Source organism: Vibrio sp. R-1 (assembly GCF_035615595.1).
GTDB lineage: Bacteria > Pseudomonadota > Gammaproteobacteria > Enterobacterales > Vibrionaceae > Vibrio > Vibrio cholerae.
In genome coordinates this window covers 43,276-59,318 of the sequence record NZ_WPDC01000017.1, presented here as the reverse complement: position 1 = coordinate 59,318, position 16,043 = coordinate 43,276, and the positions used below count along the sequence as shown (strand labels likewise).

Annotated in this window: 16 protein-coding genes and 1 pseudogene; 12 read left to right on the top strand and 5 right to left on the bottom strand. The window is 44.4% G+C overall.

The features are described from left to right. Positions 1–1,121 precede the first annotated feature (1,121 nt). From GOU96_RS06110 to GOU96_RS06100, 3 genes are read left to right on the top strand one after another with little or no spacing between them, the layout of a single operon-like run. Entirely contained in the window at positions 1,122–2,183 is a 1,062-nt protein-coding gene (locus tag GOU96_RS06110) for a hypothetical protein (protein ID WP_095463704.1), read from the top strand. Between the two features lie 10 nt (positions 2,184–2,193). After that, on the top strand, positions 2,194–2,652 hold the full coding sequence (locus tag GOU96_RS06105) for a hypothetical protein (RefSeq protein ID WP_141239454.1): 459 nt from the start codon (positions 2,194–2,196) through the stop codon (positions 2,650–2,652). 41 nt (positions 2,653–2,693) lie between these two features. Beyond that, positions 2,694–3,341, top strand: coding sequence for a hypothetical protein (locus tag GOU96_RS06100; RefSeq protein WP_141239455.1), 648 nt, complete (start codon positions 2,694–2,696; stop codon positions 3,339–3,341). Here GOU96_RS06100 and GOU96_RS06095 read toward each other — a convergent pair. From GOU96_RS06095 to GOU96_RS06075, 5 genes and pseudogenes are all read right to left on the bottom strand, one after another. Beyond that, a pseudogene (locus GOU96_RS06095) lies at positions 3,338–3,649 on the bottom strand (phage protein); the annotation flags it as partial. The gene GOU96_RS06100 and the pseudogene GOU96_RS06095 sit on opposite strands and share 4 nt — an antisense overlap. Before the next feature lie 260 nt (positions 3,650–3,909). Further along, a complete protein-coding gene (locus tag GOU96_RS06090; protein WP_267782534.1) occupies positions 3,910–5,133 on the bottom strand; it encodes a site-specific integrase in 1,224 nt (407 codons plus the stop codon). Next, positions 5,115–5,297, bottom strand: a complete 183-nt coding sequence (locus GOU96_RS06085) for a hypothetical protein (protein ID WP_000083583.1) — start codon at positions 5,295–5,297, stop codon at positions 5,115–5,117. Before GOU96_RS06085 ends, GOU96_RS06090 begins: the two co-directional genes overlap by 19 nt. Positions 5,298–5,302: 5 nt before the next feature. Continuing rightward, the gene (locus tag GOU96_RS06080; RefSeq protein ID WP_000741595.1) at positions 5,303–5,566 is read right to left on the bottom strand and encodes a hypothetical protein; all 264 of its coding nucleotides are present in this window, start codon (positions 5,564–5,566) and stop codon (positions 5,303–5,305) included. Positions 5,567–5,817: 251 nt separating this feature from the next. Further along, positions 5,818–6,531 (bottom strand): S24 family peptidase, encoded by a 714-nt coding sequence (locus tag GOU96_RS06075; protein WP_000196481.1) that lies wholly within the window; start codon positions 6,529–6,531, stop codon positions 5,818–5,820. A 75-nt stretch (positions 6,532–6,606) separates the two neighbouring features. On the opposite strand from GOU96_RS06075, the gene GOU96_RS06070 reads away from it, so the two are divergent. From GOU96_RS06070 to GOU96_RS06030, 9 genes are all read left to right on the top strand, one after another. After that, positions 6,607–6,801 carry a Cro/CI family transcriptional regulator gene (locus GOU96_RS06070; protein ID WP_000844441.1) on the top strand — a complete coding sequence of 65 codons (195 nt, stop codon included), beginning with the start codon at positions 6,607–6,609 and terminating at the stop codon, positions 6,799–6,801. Between the two features lie 287 nt (positions 6,802–7,088). Next, the gene (locus tag GOU96_RS06065) at positions 7,089–7,253 is read left to right on the top strand and encodes a hypothetical protein (RefSeq protein ID WP_000532438.1); all 165 of its coding nucleotides are present in this window, start codon (positions 7,089–7,091) and stop codon (positions 7,251–7,253) included. 165 nt (positions 7,254–7,418) lie between these two features. Further along, the gene (locus GOU96_RS06060; RefSeq protein WP_267782537.1) at positions 7,419–8,387 is read left to right on the top strand and encodes a helix-turn-helix domain-containing protein; all 969 of its coding nucleotides are present in this window, start codon (positions 7,419–7,421) and stop codon (positions 8,385–8,387) included. A 63-nt stretch (positions 8,388–8,450) separates the two neighbouring features. After that, positions 8,451–9,269, top strand: coding sequence for a TIGR02642 family protein (locus tag GOU96_RS06055; protein ID WP_267782538.1), 819 nt, complete (start codon positions 8,451–8,453; stop codon positions 9,267–9,269). Between the two features lie 113 nt (positions 9,270–9,382). Continuing rightward, positions 9,383–10,228 carry a hypothetical protein gene (locus GOU96_RS06050; RefSeq protein WP_095471535.1) on the top strand — a complete coding sequence of 282 codons (846 nt, stop codon included), beginning with the start codon at positions 9,383–9,385 and terminating at the stop codon, positions 10,226–10,228. After that, on the top strand, positions 10,221–11,918 hold the full coding sequence (locus GOU96_RS06045; protein ID WP_267782542.1) for a terminase: 1,698 nt from the start codon (positions 10,221–10,223) through the stop codon (positions 11,916–11,918). Before GOU96_RS06050 ends, GOU96_RS06045 begins: the two co-directional genes overlap by 8 nt. Next, positions 11,915–14,002, top strand: a complete 2,088-nt coding sequence (locus GOU96_RS06040) for a portal protein (protein WP_267782545.1) — start codon at positions 11,915–11,917, stop codon at positions 14,000–14,002. Before GOU96_RS06045 ends, GOU96_RS06040 begins: the two co-directional genes overlap by 4 nt. 160 nt (positions 14,003–14,162) lie before the next feature. Continuing rightward, a complete protein-coding gene (locus GOU96_RS06035) occupies positions 14,163–14,570 on the top strand; it encodes a LexA family protein (protein ID WP_000864710.1) in 408 nt (135 codons plus the stop codon). Next, positions 14,570–15,826 carry a Y-family DNA polymerase gene (locus tag GOU96_RS06030; RefSeq protein WP_267782547.1) on the top strand — a complete coding sequence of 419 codons (1,257 nt, stop codon included), beginning with the start codon at positions 14,570–14,572 and terminating at the stop codon, positions 15,824–15,826. The genes GOU96_RS06035 and GOU96_RS06030 overlap by 1 nt, the downstream gene beginning before the upstream one ends. Positions 15,827–16,043 lie beyond the last annotated feature (217 nt).

The window sequence follows — 16,043 nt, the reverse complement described above, 5'->3', positions numbered from 1 at the left end:
TGACCCGATTTAGCCCTCGCTTTGGTCCCATTTTGGTCCCATCTCACTTTGTAATGGGACCACGTTCAGTTTGTTTTGGTCCCATCATCGCAACACGTAGAGGCGAAGAAGTTCTATGTACGAATTGGACAAAAATGAGTTTCAGGAATTCTAATATTAGTGATTAATGAATAACTTTTTATAAGGCAAATTTGCTAATTAATACGCCTTTGTAAAGTGCGCACTTTGTTTAATTAAGTTAGATATTCCTTATGTATCATAACCTTACGAATGTTGCTGATTTTGGAGTATATCTTTATGAAACACTCCGAACTCACTCATAATTTTATTTTCCGAAAATACATCTGCGATTTATCCATAGAAGAAACAGCCGAACTTTGTTTTAAAAGCGTGAGAACCGTCAAAGAATGGGACCGAGGAAATTCGATCCCTCCAGAATGCCGACGCCTCATGAAACTCTATAAGAATCGGGAGCTTTCATCCGAGACTGCATGGTCGGTTTTTTCCTTTAGAGGGCAGCGACTAGTTTTGCCAACTGGTACGACCGTAACACCGCAACAAATTGTTGCTGGGATTGCGTTACTGGATATTGGTGGAGAACATGAAGTACGTTGCCTATCAAAACTACTAAAATTCTCTAGAATTTTGAGTAAGTTACAACGTTAGAGGTGAGTTCAATGTCATGCAAAGCAGCAACACAATAGCAAACGTTTGTGTCTGATTCTTGAGACTGAGCGCAACCGAAGCAACAAAGGATGAGTTTTCGCGAGCAATGTCATGGCCACACTATTAAGGATTTACTCAGCGGCTAGGGAATTGATAGGGTGGTTTTGTCTTATACGACAGCTTCAAATTGGCTTCACCATAAGCCACCTTGTAAGTCGAGCCCTACTAATGGGGCTCACGTGAGTTGAGTCTTAATCTATCGGCTCAACTGTCAGGTTATCCACCTGACTCCTAATGTAAGGTCTTACCGAATCTCAGTGATGGGGTTCGGTTTTTTTGTATAAATTTGATCTAAATAATATCAATAGAATGCATACCCTAGTACCATAATTAACAGTATATAGTTCCGTTTTGGGCCTATAAGCTAAAAATAAATAAAAATAGGATCACTAGGCATGAATTACACTGCCATTGAAAAGTTTGAACTTTTAGTTACAAGGTTGAGTTTTTCTGTAGCGAGAAAACTCTTATCAGATAGTCTAGGATTTAGTGCTCAAGGGATAGAGCCTTTTAAACAAAAAATCTCAGATCGGTTAGCAACTGACCCTTCAATATCGGTAAAAATTGATGATATTTGGATGGATGTTGTTTTTGGTGGAAATCGTCAGATTACCATCTATAAAGATGTAAGTAATACCAAGTTCAATAGCTTAGATAGTCATTTTTCCACATTAGCTGCGGGATTGACTCAAAGTAATCATCCCTATGTAACGAACTATCCATTCCCTGTCGATGAGAGTACACTGAGCAGTTGCAACACAGATCTAATCTTTTGCCACTATAGTACAATGCCAGTGGTAAACGGTAGAACTATTAAGTGTGCTGTATTCTCCAACAAAGCGTATTTTACTAAAACAGAGCCTTTACAACGAAGTCAATTATCGGCTGCAGGTTTGGCACAAATATCTCAAGATGCTCAGCTATTCTGTAAACGGAGAGTGTCTACACAGTGCTTCCACGCCGTGATTTTGGATAGTCAGAACAATAATGTATATATAGCTATCGATATTAGTGCACTCCCTAGTGCTGAAGGCTCATTGGAGTTCCATAAACTTCGTAGTTATTTGCTTGGTCAAGCATCCGTAAACTTAGTTCAAGGCGAAAATTTATTTCGTGCTATTTCGAGTTTGTATGATGAAAGTGATGGTAGGATTCACTCTGTTTCTTTTGTGACCGAAGATGGAAACACTGATAGTATCAAATTACCAAGCTTAGCCTCAGGTGGCTGTATAAAAAATGATAACTATCATGCAGCGGGCGAGAATGCTGCATCGACTCTGGCTAAGTTTCGTATTATCAAACTATGGGATATTGGTGATATGACAGTGGCAGCTGAGCTTCATGGCAAGAGGGCTATGCTGTTAAATAATGGTCGGCTAGAGAAAGTTATAATTCACAACGGTACTAAACTTAGTGAAATCATATATGTGTTAGATAAAGTTCTAACTCACATTTAGGTTACTAATTATGGAATCAATGGAAAGAGTAAGAGAGCAGTTTGATGACTATAGACTCTACATTATTGATCATTTTAACGTAAATAGCGATGAACTGAGCACATGTTTAATTGTTTTTGATTATCTAACAGATAGAAGGTCATTTACATTAAACTATGTTACTTACGGGACTTTGATGCAAGTAACACAATACTCGAATGAACAGTTCCCTTTGTTAGTGAAAGCAACAGATTTTCTTACTACACCAAAGGCATATCTTTTGGAAATGCACTTTGAATTCTTGGATGAGTTCATGGAAGAACCGGAACCCATAAATCCGAAAGATGTTCATGTGGCATTGACGGAGGGTACTTTTTATCATCCGCATACAGGAACAACGGTAGTAGATTTTAACAAGTATATATATCCCGTTTTCAGGCCTTCAACAATGCTACGTACATATAGACGTGTTATGTCGGAGGGCCAATGAATCAGCCCAATACTATACACGGATATAATCTAGAGCTGGTAATGGCTCTGTTAGTTACAGACTCTTCTACTAGAGACTTTTTTGAACGCAAAACCGTCAGTGACTATGACAGTTTTGTAAATGTTTTAAATAAAGATCTTAAGAAAATCATAAGAGATCTTCAACATGACAGACACCAATTTCAAAGCGAGGCATTTGGTGAAGACGCTATTAGTTCAGTCATAATTAAGTGTCTTAAAACTCTTAATTATGACGCTGAGCATGACACACAACATGGTGGGCACTGTGATATTTTGGTTAAACACCAAACTCTTGGCTTTGAGTGGATTGGTGAAGCTAAGTTATGGAAAGGACAAAAGTATATTGCGGATGGCTTAGAACAACTTCTAACAAGATATGCAACAGCAGTAGAGGGAGAAAACTGTGGCGGTTTGTTAGTGTACGTTAAACAACCACAAGCTGTTGAAAAAATGAAGACTTGGCGAGATACTCTTGCGGCTCATCCAAGTACTGTATCTCTTGATTCTTTGGATGGAAACATTACATCTCTTGAATTTAATTCAGTTCAGAAAGCTGAAGCAACTGGGTTAGATTATAGATTAAAAAACTATTTTGTATCTCTTTATCATGCAAGTGGTTCCACTCCAGAATATGATGAAAATGGTAATGAAATAACGTTGAGTGCTTAACTTTTCATTTTACTAGGTACCCAAGTTGCCACTTTTATTCGGTGACCCCCTCTAAAGGGCAATAAGTTATCTTTAGCAGGGTAAACTTTCGGCTACTCAATGTGGCCGTAAGTTTCCTCAAATTGGCGGTGTTAATCCCGCCAATGCACGAAACTCTCCAATTCCTTAGGGCTAAACTCACGGCCAGAGGGCGTGATAATCACAGCTCGCTCCTCACAGACACGAAAATCTGTCCAACGAATATCATTAGGTAAGTAGCCAAGCGCTTTAATCAGTAGCAGTTTTTCAGCCAGAGGATTCACAGGCACGCCAGCGTGAAACTGTCATTTGTTCGGTGAGAGTTGATTGTGCGGGGGAATTTACCCCCGTGATACATCACAGGGATTCACAACAAACAGCATTGGAATAATTGATCACTTTTAGTAAGGCAAAAGCACATGAATAGGGTGTGAATGAGTAAAGGTTCTAACGCGAAATGGGGCAAAAGTTTGTTGTCATGTCGACCTAGTTGATTGTAGGAGTTATGGGGATTCCGTTCGGTAGGATCAAAAAACCGCCTAATCGGCTGTTATTGATTCCTCACTTTTTCTAGCTCTTGCCATACCCGTTCGGATTCTTTCTTGTTCGACTCAATCAGCCATTTACCGTAGACCCTTGCGACCATGGTGATATCAGCGTGGCCCATTTGTTGTGCCAAGTAACTCACGTTGACGTTAGCGTGAGTGATCATCCAACTAGCGTAGGTATGTCGAAGTTGATACTGGTTACGGTAACGGACACCTCCTTTTTTACACAGTGCCGTCCACATTCGGCCTAGTGCACGTTTGCCGTAATAGTCATAGCCACTGACCTTCTGCTCCCGAACGACCTTAGGATTAAACACAAATCGTAGAGACTCTTTTCTGTAGGCCTGACCGGGTAATTCGACATCGTACTCTTTAGGCTCGAACGAGTAGGTTAAATATTGTTGAGCTTTTAAAGCATCTAAAGCGGGTGGCAGTAAGTCAACAAACCGCTCTTTGTCTGTTTTGGTGGTTTTTAATCCGCGCATATCATAAGTCGAACGGCGGATATGGATCGTTTTATTCTCAAAATCCACATCCTCCCATGCGAGCGCACAAAGCTCGCCACTACGTATGCCGCTATAGACAAGCAAGGTCACGATATTGCGGTGCTGCAGTTGGTGGCAGTGTTTCAAAATGCTGTCGATCTCGCCCATTGAAAAGGGCTGAATATCGACTTCGCTTTCTTTCACCCTTTGCAAAACCTTGGACAAATCCCGGCTGACATATTCCATTTTATAGAGCCAAGCAAGGAATGCGTTGATTGTCACCAGATTTCGATTAATGGTGCGACCCGTTTTTCCTTTAACGAGCTCTTGGCGAAACTCCGTCAAAGTCCGTGGTGAAAGAGTGTCGCTACTTCTGGTTTTTCCATATATTTCAATAAAATCTCTTAACACCCAATCATATCTTTGCAACGTGGATCGGCGGATATCATGATCTTTAGAGGCAAGGAACTGCTTAGTAAGTTGTAGCAAGTTCTTTGCTTGCGGTACACCTGATGCATGTTTTGACTCCGGAAAGTGGGCGGCATAATTGAAAGTACCGATCTTGATTTCATATTGAATTGCTTCCCGCTTCTGTTTAGCAAAATTTATGTTTTGTTTTGTTGGAGGTAAGCCTAATGATTCTCTACGACGTTTGCCCATGTAATAAAATGAAATTCTCAGAGAATTGCCGCGGATTTCTACGCCTGATGGGAGATTGTCGGTTACTGCATTCGATGCCATTTGTTCCATTCCTCAATATCAACCATCCAAGTACCGCAAATTTTTTTCACGATTGTTGATGGATAAAATCCTTCGCGTGCTTTATGCCTCAGCGTTTTAGTGCTCAGGCCAATCACTTCTGCAGCTTTTTTAAGAGTGATGATGGAAATTTGTGATTGACTCATATTGCCTACCTTTCGATGCCATCTTGTTCACCAACCTTTTTGATGGAGTGCATCGCGCCAAGCTTTTTAGCGAGTGGAGCGGCATCATTGGCAAACATGTTGAGAAATAATGGTGTAATCGTGATTTCTGCTGGGCATTCTCGACTTAGCCCCCAGCTATCGTCAGTGGGATAAAGTGTTAGCGCGATTACTGAACGATGTAAGCGTTGGCTAAAGTAAGGCGGTGAAGTGGTTACTGTTCCGTATTGGGTATCAATGGTTGCCGCCATGGATATTTCCTCGCAATAAGTGACTGTGAATCAGGAATCACGCGCTATTGGAATAGCTATGATTAGATAACTTATATTTTATGTTAGTTATCTAACCTTGATATTGCAAGTGTTAATGTAAGAAAACTAACTTTAATGTGTTAGGTCAAACATTTCTAAGATTTGGCTTATGGAGTAGTAGAAAGGAACGGTGATGAATCACCATTCATTGTTGAGTATGTAGTATGACGAATTGGGAAAGAAATAAGGAATTACAACAGGACTGAATACCAGAAAACCCTACCTACAATAGAGATTTGTTGTTCAGCAACTTGCTCTTGTGAATACTCTCTCGGAGGGTATTCAATTTCATTAAAACTATAAATTCTTAGTCCACCACCGGGCAGGCGATAGAGCTTTTTGATAAAGAGTTCGCCGTTGTGGTTAATGGCGTAAATCTTCCCATCAATGAGCGTTTTATCCCCACAATCAATACCTACCGTGGAGCCATTTGGCAAAACGGGTTCCATGCTATCACCTGTGATGGCCACACAAACTGCATTTTCAGGGTCAACGTTATATCGGCGTAAGGTGGACTTGGCGAATCTTAATCGAAAGCCATTATCTGATTCACTATCACTGACGAAGCCATTTCCTGCCGATAAACGCACATCCGATAAGAAGGGAACCGCAACCTCGTCATCACCAAGGGGAGTATTACTATCCCAAACTTGCATGTTACCAAGCAGTTCAGCATTACCCGCGGTTGAGTCTTGAGTTCCCTTGCCAGTTTGTAGCCAAAGGGGGTCAACTCGTAACTTTTTGCACAGAGCAATTAGGTTCGAGCCTTTAGGTGTAGTTTCATTTCTCTCCCAGAAAACAAGAGACGTGGGTGAGACTCCAATACTGGAGGCCACTTGTTGTTGGGTGAGTTTGAGTTCTTTTCGAACTCGGCGAATACGCTCGCCAATCGTTTCTCTCGTCATGTTAGATATCTTACATTCACTTGCGTTAAGTTTTCTAATGATATTTAATGTTAGAAAACTAATAACGAGTGAAGTATGAAATCCTATTTACCACCCATTAAGACCGCAGATGTCATTAAGTTCTTTGGTTCTAAACAAAAAGTTGCTGAAGCAGTCCAGACCACGCATTCAGCTGTTAGCCAGTGGGGAGAATTTGTACCTGATAGCCGAGTATTCGAATTTCATTTTTTGATGAAAACCAAAGAGTGGAAGCGAAGCTGTAACAGCTAAATTTCTATCATTCTGATTTATGGTGATTTTATGAGAACAAACTCATTTTGGACCACGGTGGAGCAGCTTGCCTGTATCACGGTGAATACCTGTCGCGTAGCGTTATCGCAGGGGCAGGAGACATTAACTTTCGAAAGAGATCAAATTCAGCGATTGAAGGATAAGTGTGAGCATTACCCTCGGGTATTGGATGAGGAAAGAGAGTTGGCTTTAAACCGCGGCAACGGTTTAAAGCCGAGTGAAAAGTCTTGCGAGGAAATTTCACATACCACTTCGGAGAAGCAGTGATGGGAAGAATAGCATTAAGAGCTCGGATTGAGAATCTTCAATGGCGTCTGTTCAAGGTTGAGAAAGGTCAGCAAACCGAGATTACTTACGACGAAATGGCTGACCTTTATGAAGCTAAGCGTCTGTATGTCAAGGCTGTCTATGAGGGATTGGTTCGTGGTTAGAAAGATGCCATGTTTTCCGTACCGAATGCTCGGTGAGTGGATATGGTTGGTGGCAAGCTTACTTCATCACTTTCTGATTGCGAGGGAACGGGCTTTCTATTGGCCATGGGTAACTATTCGTAGACGGCCAGTAGCTTTGGATAGATTGATCATTGAGGTAATACGATGTCCGTTAAGGTAATGAGCTACGTATGGGATATTTCTCTTTTCAAAGGCTCTGACAAACTCATTATGCTTTGTCTGGCAGATCATGCTGATGATGCCGGCGTGTGCTGGCCTTCGATTGAAACCATCGCTCGTAAAAGTGGAGTATCTCCAACCACAGTCAAAGCAACCTTAAAGAAGTTGGAAGCGGGGGGCTGGATTGTGAAGCGAAACCAGTTCAAGAAAGCCGATTCAGGTCGATTAGTGCGTTCCAATAACCAGTATCAACTGCCCGTGAAGCGATTGAAATCTACTGCTGATGAACAGTCGGATTTCGAACAGACGGATTTCGTCCATTCAAAACTCGAACATTCGAAATACGAACAGACGAATTTACCCGAGGGGGTAGGTCAGATTTCGGCTGGGGGTAGGTCGGATTTCGGCTATAAACCATCAATAGATCCATTAATAGATCCACCAGAAGGCGATGCGCCGCTTTTCAGTGTTCAAACGGATCCTATTTTGGATCCGGTTGTGTTTGAGATCCCACTCAAAGGTAAAAACGTTTCGTATCCGGTGACCCAATCTCAGTTGGTGGAGTGGCGCTCGCTCTATCCTGCCGTTGATATTCACCAACAGCTTCGCAACATGATCGGTTGGTGTCAGGCAAACCCAACACGCCAGAAAACCGCGCAAGGGATCCAGCGATTTATCCACGCTTGGCTTTGCAAAGAGCAAGACAAGGGGCGAATTGTCGCGGTGTCTCAAGCTGCGGCGAAACCCATTGATGATGCGCAGTTGTTGAAGCGAAAGATCCAGCAAATTGAAATCGATATTAATAACGAGAACGTCGCGCTGATTTCATTTAAACAGCGAAAGTCCGCGGTATCAGAGCAGGCTGCGCAATCGGCTGAGCGCAAAATCAAGGCCATGATGGCTCAACGAGAAAGTTGGCTTCGAGAGCTTTCGGTGCGAGCGGATGAGTCTTGATGTAATGAGCCCATACCGTTTTGCCATTTTTAGACCATATTCTCAGAGTAAGGAGTCACGAAAGTGAGTAAAAAGCTTGAGCTTTTAACACTATTAAGCGCCGCAAGAACCATGAAATGGGAAGAGTCTGTCAGTAAAAATGGACCGACCAAAGAGCAGCTTCTCGGTGCGATGGGCTTAGCGCAGCGCGATAATCCTATCGGTATGGCAATCCTTAATGCCAAATACTTGCATTGTGCTTATTCGTTGGTGGTATTGAGGGATTTTCTTGGATCACTGGAGGTTCATCGCTTAGAGATCAGTTTGGCTTCGAATGAGCTTAAACATTTGCATTATCTGGTCATGGCGGATGTGTTGAATGTTCCGATAGACAGTCAGCAAGCTCGTCTGGCTTCGGTTTGGCGTCGATACAGCGCCTATGCAGCGAGGACCCAGAAATCGATTGAAGCACTTAGCAAAGCCATGCGCTCGATGGAGCGAGCAATTGAGATCAAAACCAATCCATTTGAGAGCAGTCGTTTGCAGGCCAACATTGCGTCACACCAAACGCGTATTGACGCGCAGAAACAGCTACTGGCCGATTACGCGCAGAAAAAGGCCGCAGAATCAGCAAAATGTCCGCGTTGCAAAGCAACAGGCGTTATTCCCAAAACGCAGCGACCTTGTGAGAGTTGTGATGGTGTAGGTGAGTTTCGAACGACGGAAGCGGATTGGAAAGCCTCATTTTTGGGTGCAGCTTTGCCGACTCACAAAGAACTTATCATTCGTCATTGGTCTGCGATTGTTCGCCTACTTCAAGAGTGGAGAACGCAATTGTATCGGCATGAAGCCGAGGCACTTTCGACGCTTGAAAAGCGCTTATCTGCTGAATTTGAAGATTGAGTAAACTCGAGTCGCTCATTGATATGACAAGGTAATTGCGGTAGATTTTCCAACAATAGCGAGGCTGCATCTTTTGATGCGGCCTTTTTTATTGCTCGCAATTCGGAGCCTTAATGATGGCAAAACGAGATTGGAAAGCGCTGCAACAAGAGTACAAACTCGCGTTTGAACAAACAGGCATCACAATCAAAGCGTGGTGTGATCAAAACCAAATCAATTACAACACGGCGCGTCGATATCTGCAGGTGTTGAATTCGCCACTCGAAAACAGCGAAAACCCAGCAAAAAACGTTCAATCCCCACGTGCTATCACTTCTTCGCCCGATGTGGAACGGCTCGCTCAATGTGATCAGTTAGGAGAAGGTAGGGAAGAAAAAGTTTCTAAATCAAAAGGTAAGGGTGAAAAAGCATCAGTGATCAGTGAAAGTGATCAGTTCACTGATCACATTACTGATCAACACTCACCGAAACCGACCCATGCGCAATTTTTACAGCGTGTTTTGCATCTAGATACGACTCATCAACGCGATGAAAGTGGGCGGTTTATTCATGGCAACCAGTGCTCAACCAAACACAATGGCTATGCACAGCGCTTAAATGATCCAGATGCCATTTTTGATGCAGCGAACTCGGACATTGACCACGAGATTGTGTTTTGTCGGGCGCGGGTGCTGAAAGCCATGGAAACCTACCAGAAGATAGGAGCCGAGCTTGGTAAGGAAGGCTTGGCGCTGGCTGAACGCGTCAAACTGTATGAGCTCTACGTCAGCACCGACAACATTGTTGATAGAAACATGGCGCGCGTGGAATCTCTACTACGAACCAAAGCACAGGTAAAGAAAACAGAATTGGAAGCTGAGCGGATTGCACAAGAGTCTGCCGGGCTTGGAACTGCAATTGCCGACATTGTGCAAGAAATTCAAGAGATGGGATCGGACGGGTTCGTACTGAATGATTAACCTTGGTTCCGTCCCCCAAGAGAAGATAAGCGCGCAGGATCGCGCTTTTATTTTTTCTCGGCTGAGCAATAAGTGGTGGCGGCTCAATCATCTTTACAAGATAGAGAATGAAGATGGCGAGCTGGTGACGTTCAAGCTTCGCCCTGCCCAAGCATTGTTGTTTAAGATGATGGGCCATCGCAACATTATCCTAAAAGCGCGCCAGCTTGGTTTTTCGACCGCCATTGATATCTACCTACTCGATGAAGCGCTATTCAATAAACGGCTTAAGTGCGGCATCGTCGCGCAGGACAAACAAGCCGCGGGGGAGATTTTCAGAACCAAAGTGGAAGTGCCTTACGACAACCTTCCGGCATGGCTCAAGGCGGCAATCCCAACCGAAGAGCGTAAGAGTGGAGCCAACGGTGGGCGCATGGTGTTTAAGAACGGCTCAAGTATTCAGGTCGCCACCTCCTTTCGCTCCGGTACTGTGCAGCGCTTGCATATTTCTGAGCATGGCAAAATTTGTGCGAAGTACCCACACAAAGCCAAAGAGGTGAAAACGGGTACGCTTAACGCGATTCACCAGAATGCGATCTGTTTTATTGAGTCCACGGCAGAAGGTGTCGGGGGCGATTTCTATACCATGTGCATGCGCGCTATGGAGCAAACCAAAAGTGGAGTAGAGCTGAGCCGCGAGGATTATCAGTTTCATTTTTTCGCATGGTGGCAAGATCCGAAATACCGCTCAAAAGTGCCGATGAATGGGCTCGTAGTGCCGAAAGTGATGGCTGAGTACTTTACCGGAGTCGAAAAATCGATGGGCTGCCAGCTCGATGATGAGCAAAAGCAGTGGTATCTCGAGAAAGAAGCCATGCAGGGCGAGGAGATGAAACAGGAATTCCCGTCCACGCCGCTGGAGGCGTTTTTAACCTCAGGGCGTCGGGTGTTTAATCCTGTCCATATTATGGCCGCGGAAGCGGATGTTCTTGCCCCGTTCTTGGTCTATGACCTTGAGCCTATGACGGGAAACCTAACTCGGGTGCACTCGATAGAGAGTCACGATCCGCTTCGCATGCAGCGCAACGCGATGAACCTTTTGCTGATGTGGGAAATGTTTGATGAGGATGAAGAGTATGCGCTGGGTGTGGATATTGCCGAAGGGCTAGAGCATGGCGACCGCAGTAGTATCGATGTTGTGAAAAAATCCGATGGTGAGCAAGTGGCCCACTGGTTTGGCTATATCGATGCTGAGTTATTGGCTTATCTGGTTAAACATATCGCGATTTTATACGGCAACGCTTACGTGATGCCTGAGCGCAATAACCACGGCCATGCCTTTATTCAAAAGCTTCGAGAAATCTACCCCACACCTTACATCTATTCAGAGCAATACCTAGATCGCGACAACGATGATGAGACGGTCAAGCTCGGCTGGTTAACCACCAAACAATCCAAACCTATCCTCACGGAAGGCATGAAGATGCTCTTTCAAAACGGCGTCTCTGGCATTCGTTGGATGGGGACTATTTCGGAATACCACAGCTATGTGTACGACAAAAAGGGAGCGATGAACGCTCAGGAAGGGTGTTTTGATGACCAAGTGATGAGTCATATGCTCGCCCAAGAAGCCCGTGCACGTATGCCAAAGCGTGTGAAGTCAGAAGACCTCAAACGCGATCCTTCTAACAATCATTGGCAGACCAAATGATGCAACACGCAAAACTCGATACTTTTATGCTGCGTATTCTCTCCGATATTGATGGCCAACCTGACTGGCGCAGCGCTGCCAAAGTTGCCACCGCGTACTACGATGGCGATCAGCTTGATCCGAGAGTCAAAGATAAGCTTAAACAGCGTGGCCAGCCCACCACAATCCATAACCTGATTGCGCCGACCATTGATGGTGTGCTCGGGATGGAAGCCAAAACACGCACCGACCTTTTGGTGTGCGCAGATGATCCCGATGAACAAATGGAACTGATGGCGGAAGCCGTGAATGCCGAGTTTGCGGATGCGGTTCGGCTAGGTCGACTCGATAAAGCACGCTCAGAGGCGTATGGGTCGCAAATCAAAGCGGGCGTGGGTTTTGTTGAGGCATACCGAAATCCGAACCCGTTCGGGCCTAAATACAAAATCAAGCTTATCCCTCGTGATGAAGTGTTTTGGGACTGGTTCTCCACTGAACCCGACTGGAGCGATTGTCGCTGGGTGATGCGTATGCGCTGGATCGATATTGATGAGCTCGCGACTTTGGTTCCCCACAAAGCGAAGGTACTGGAATACGCGAAAAAGGATTGGCGTGGATTTGTTGATGTTGAAAATCTCGAAGGGCTCGACCCACTGTTGACCAGTGCGCATGAGGCATTTAATCACTGGTCACGGGATCATTCGGAGTACTTATCCCATAACCGTGAGCGTATTCGTTTGCAGATTGTGTATGTGCGTCATATAGAGCGCAAAGCCGTGCTTGAAACCCAAGATGGACGAGTGATGGAGTTTGACCCGAACGATCTAACTCATGCGATGGCACTGGCGATGGAGAGAGCCACACTGCGGCAGGCTCAAGTCAGTCGGATTAAAGAAGAGTGGTACGCTGGGATGTATCACTTATTGAGTCGTGATTGTGCTGCGCCTAATGGCCTGTTTCCTATTGTGCCGTTCTGGGGATTTCGCAAAGACGCCAGTGGTGAGCCCTATGGTTTGATTGCTCGAGCCATTCCTGCGCAAGATGAAGTCAACTTTAGGCGCATTAAATTGACGTGGTTACTGCAGGCCAAACGAGTCTTAATGGATGAAGATGCCACCAATATGAGCCAACAACAGATTTTAGAAGAGGTTGAACGACCCGATGGCCTGATTAAGCTCAACCCACAGCGGAAAAACCAAAAATCCATCAGCGAAGTGTTTCAGGTTCAACAAGATTTCAATATCGCCGCGCAGCAATTTAATGTGATGCAGGATTCGATGAAGCTTATCCAAGATACCATGGGCGTTTATGGAGCCTTCTTGGGGCAAGAATCCAACGCGACCAGTGGGATTGCGATTGCCAATCTGGTGGAGCAAGGGGCGACAACGCTTGCCGAAATCAACGATAACTACAACTTTGGATCGCAGCTATTGGGTGAGCTGCTACTGGGGTACATCCTTGAGGATATGCGTGAGCAGCACAATAAAGCGATTGTGATCAACCGCAATGACAAGCGAAAGCGCAAAACCGTGGTAATGAACCATGTCGATGAACAAGGGTTACTGACCAATGATTTGACCCGCTTACGCGCCCATATTGCGCTCGCTCCCATTCAGCAAACCGCTGCTTACAAATCGCAGTTAGCAGAACGAATGATGATGATCACCGCACAGTTGCCGCCAGAGGTACAAATCACCGTGATTGATTTAGTGCTTGAGCTTACCGATGTGCCGAATAAGCAAGAGTTTATGGAGCGTGTCCGAGCGGCGCTGAATATTGAAAAAGAGCCGGAGGATATGACTGAGGAAGAGCAGGCCGAGTTAGCCGCGCAAAAGCAGCAGGAGCAACAGCTTCAGCAAAAGCAGCTTGAGTTGCAGATGCGGGAAATGGAGGCCAAGGTCCTCAAACTGGAAAGCGAAGCAAAGAACATCATGGCCAAGGCGCAGCGCGAAGAAGGTTTAACCGATAGCCAGCGCTACGGCAATGCCAAAACCCAAGCCGAAACCAAGCGGATTTTGCAAGAAATCGAAAACCTCAATCTCGAAATGAGTCAAATGCAAAGCCAGATGCTGCAAACCGTGGAAGCCATGATTGAACAGATGTAGAGGGTTCGATTTGAAAGTGTATTGATTACAGACAGTTGGACAAACGCCTCTCAAATGATCGCTGAGAGGATAGGAAATTTGTAACTTAGTATCGTTTTTAAATTGCTTTTTCGCGATTTCAATATAAAAATAATACTGTATATAAATACAGTAAAGTTATATGAAAGTCATACCTATTTACGCTAGTGCGGGCATCACAGGTTTTGAAAGTCCTGCAACTGAATACAAACAACTCTCCATTGATCTTGATGGTTTACTTATCCAGCATCCGAGCGCCACTTTTATTGGTAAAGCGAGTGGCGATTCTATGCAAGGAGTGGGGATATTTGATGGCGATTTGCTGATTGTTGATCGTCATCTTGAAGCGATGAATCACGATGTGATTGTTGCGAATTTTAATGGAGAGTTTGTATGTAAGATCCTCGATATTCGTCGTCGATTATTGCTCTCTGCAAATGAAAAAATGCAGCCTGTCGCTATCCACGATTTTGATACCTTCTCTTTAGAAGGCGTTGTGGTTAGCTCCATTCGTTTCCATCGAAGTAATCAGATATTGAGTGATCAGTGATGTTTGCTTTAGTTGATGCGAACTCGTTTTACTGTAGTGCTGAACAAGTCTTTCGTCCGGATTGGCGAGGAAAGCCCATCATAGTGTTATCAAACAATGATGGTTGTGTTGTGGCTGCGAACCGCCAAGCAAAGGAAGCGGGTGTTGAGAAGTTTAAACCCTACTTTCAGGTTAAAGCGCTTTGTGAGCAAAAAGGCGTTATTGCACTTTCATCAAACTATGAATTGTATGCCGACTTATCGTCAAAGATGATGCAGGTGATCGGGAGATTCGCGCCCGAGCAACACATATACAGTATCGATGAGTCTTTCCTTTCATTTGAGCATAGCTTTCCTGCCATTCGTTCTCTCAAAGAGCATGGTATGAAATTACGACGAGCCGTCTGGCGTGAGTGCCGTCTTCCTGTAAGTGTTGGCTTTGGGAGTACATTAACACTCGCGAAAGTGGCTAACCATGCCGCAAAAAAATTGGATGCTTATCAGGGTGTTTGTGTACTTGATAATGAAAAAGAGCATCAAATAGTGTTATCTCAATTACGAGCAGTTGATGTGTGGGGCATCGGCCGTAAACTTGGACAGCGCCTACAGCTAATGGGCATTAAAACCGCTTTACAACTGGCTAACTATCCTCCCGCCCTCATTAGGAAAGAGTTTAACGTTGAGGTTGAACGTACCGTTCGTGAGCTGAATGGACAAAAATGCAAAGGATGGGATGTAGCTCGAGCCGATAAGAAACAAATTTTTTCTACGCGTAGTGCAGGGCAGCGAATCACAGATATTGAGTCGTTGAAGCAAGCCTTGTGTAAACATGCCAATATTGCCTCTTATAAGGCCCGTCAACAAAAATCACTCTGCCGAGTCATGCTCTGTTTTGCAAATAGCTCTCCGTTTGACGAGTATTCGGTTGTACGTAGAGCGATTCATAGATTTGCTTATCCGACATCTGATGTGACGCAATTGACCCAGATTGCCTCTTTATTGGCTGAGCAATTGTTTCAGGAGGATATTCGGTTTTATAAGATTGGCGTGGGTTTGCTTGACCTTGTTGATGGGCAACATGAACAACCAGATTTATTCAATCCTAATCCGAACAACCCTGCGTTGATGCATGTTTACGATACTCTAAATGGTCGGTATGGGAGTGATACTCTTTTTTTGGCGGCACAGGGTATTACTCAGAAATGGGCAATGCGGCGTGATATGTTGACCCCACAGTACACAACGCGTTGGCAAGATATCCCCAAGATAAGATGTTGAATTAGCAAAATCTTGAGAGTAAGTGGCTAAGACTTTGTAAAAAAGCATCGTTTCGTTTGAACTGGTCGTCAATTTCAAACAAATGACTCAATAATTACGATTCTCAATCTCGGCGATTTAAAAAGTGAATCGCGATTAAATGCATATGTGATTGTTGTGTGTATACATGGCGCCGATCCTATAATCTAAGGTTTTCATAACTATTGCCTACTTCACG

Coding starts and splice junctions, on each gene's coding strand:
- GOU96_RS06075 (WP_000196481.1), bottom strand. CDS start 6,531: ATGACGAGAGAAACGATTGGCGAGCGTATTCGCCGAGTTCGAAAAGAA.
- GOU96_RS06050 (WP_095471535.1), top strand. CDS start 9,383: ATGATGGCAAAACGAGATTGGAAAGCGCTGCAACAAGAGTACAAACTC.
- GOU96_RS06035 (WP_000864710.1), top strand. CDS start 14,163: ATGAAAGTCATACCTATTTACGCTAGTGCGGGCATCACAGGTTTTGAA.
- GOU96_RS06070 (WP_000844441.1), top strand. CDS start 6,607: ATGAAATCCTATTTACCACCCATTAAGACCGCAGATGTCATTAAGTTC.
- GOU96_RS06085 (WP_000083583.1), bottom strand. CDS start 5,297: ATGAGTCAATCACAAATTTCCATCATCACTCTTAAAAAAGCTGCAGAA.
- GOU96_RS06105 (WP_141239454.1), top strand. CDS start 2,194: ATGGAATCAATGGAAAGAGTAAGAGAGCAGTTTGATGACTATAGACTC.
- GOU96_RS06060 (WP_267782537.1), top strand. CDS start 7,419: ATGTCCGTTAAGGTAATGAGCTACGTATGGGATATTTCTCTTTTCAAA.
- GOU96_RS06040 (WP_267782545.1), top strand. CDS start 11,915: ATGATGCAACACGCAAAACTCGATACTTTTATGCTGCGTATTCTCTCC.
- GOU96_RS06100 (WP_141239455.1), top strand. CDS start 2,694: ATGGCTCTGTTAGTTACAGACTCTTCTACTAGAGACTTTTTTGAACGC.
- GOU96_RS06030 (WP_267782547.1), top strand. CDS start 14,570: ATGTTTGCTTTAGTTGATGCGAACTCGTTTTACTGTAGTGCTGAACAA.
- GOU96_RS06110 (WP_095463704.1), top strand. CDS start 1,122: ATGAATTACACTGCCATTGAAAAGTTTGAACTTTTAGTTACAAGGTTG.
- GOU96_RS06065 (WP_000532438.1), top strand. CDS start 7,089: ATGGGAAGAATAGCATTAAGAGCTCGGATTGAGAATCTTCAATGGCGT.
- GOU96_RS06090 (WP_267782534.1), bottom strand. CDS start 5,133: ATGGCATCGAATGCAGTAACCGACAATCTCCCATCAGGCGTAGAAATC.
- GOU96_RS06080 (WP_000741595.1), bottom strand. CDS start 5,566: ATGGCGGCAACCATTGATACCCAATACGGAACAGTAACCACTTCACCG.
- GOU96_RS06045 (WP_267782542.1), top strand. CDS start 10,221: ATGATTAACCTTGGTTCCGTCCCCCAAGAGAAGATAAGCGCGCAGGAT.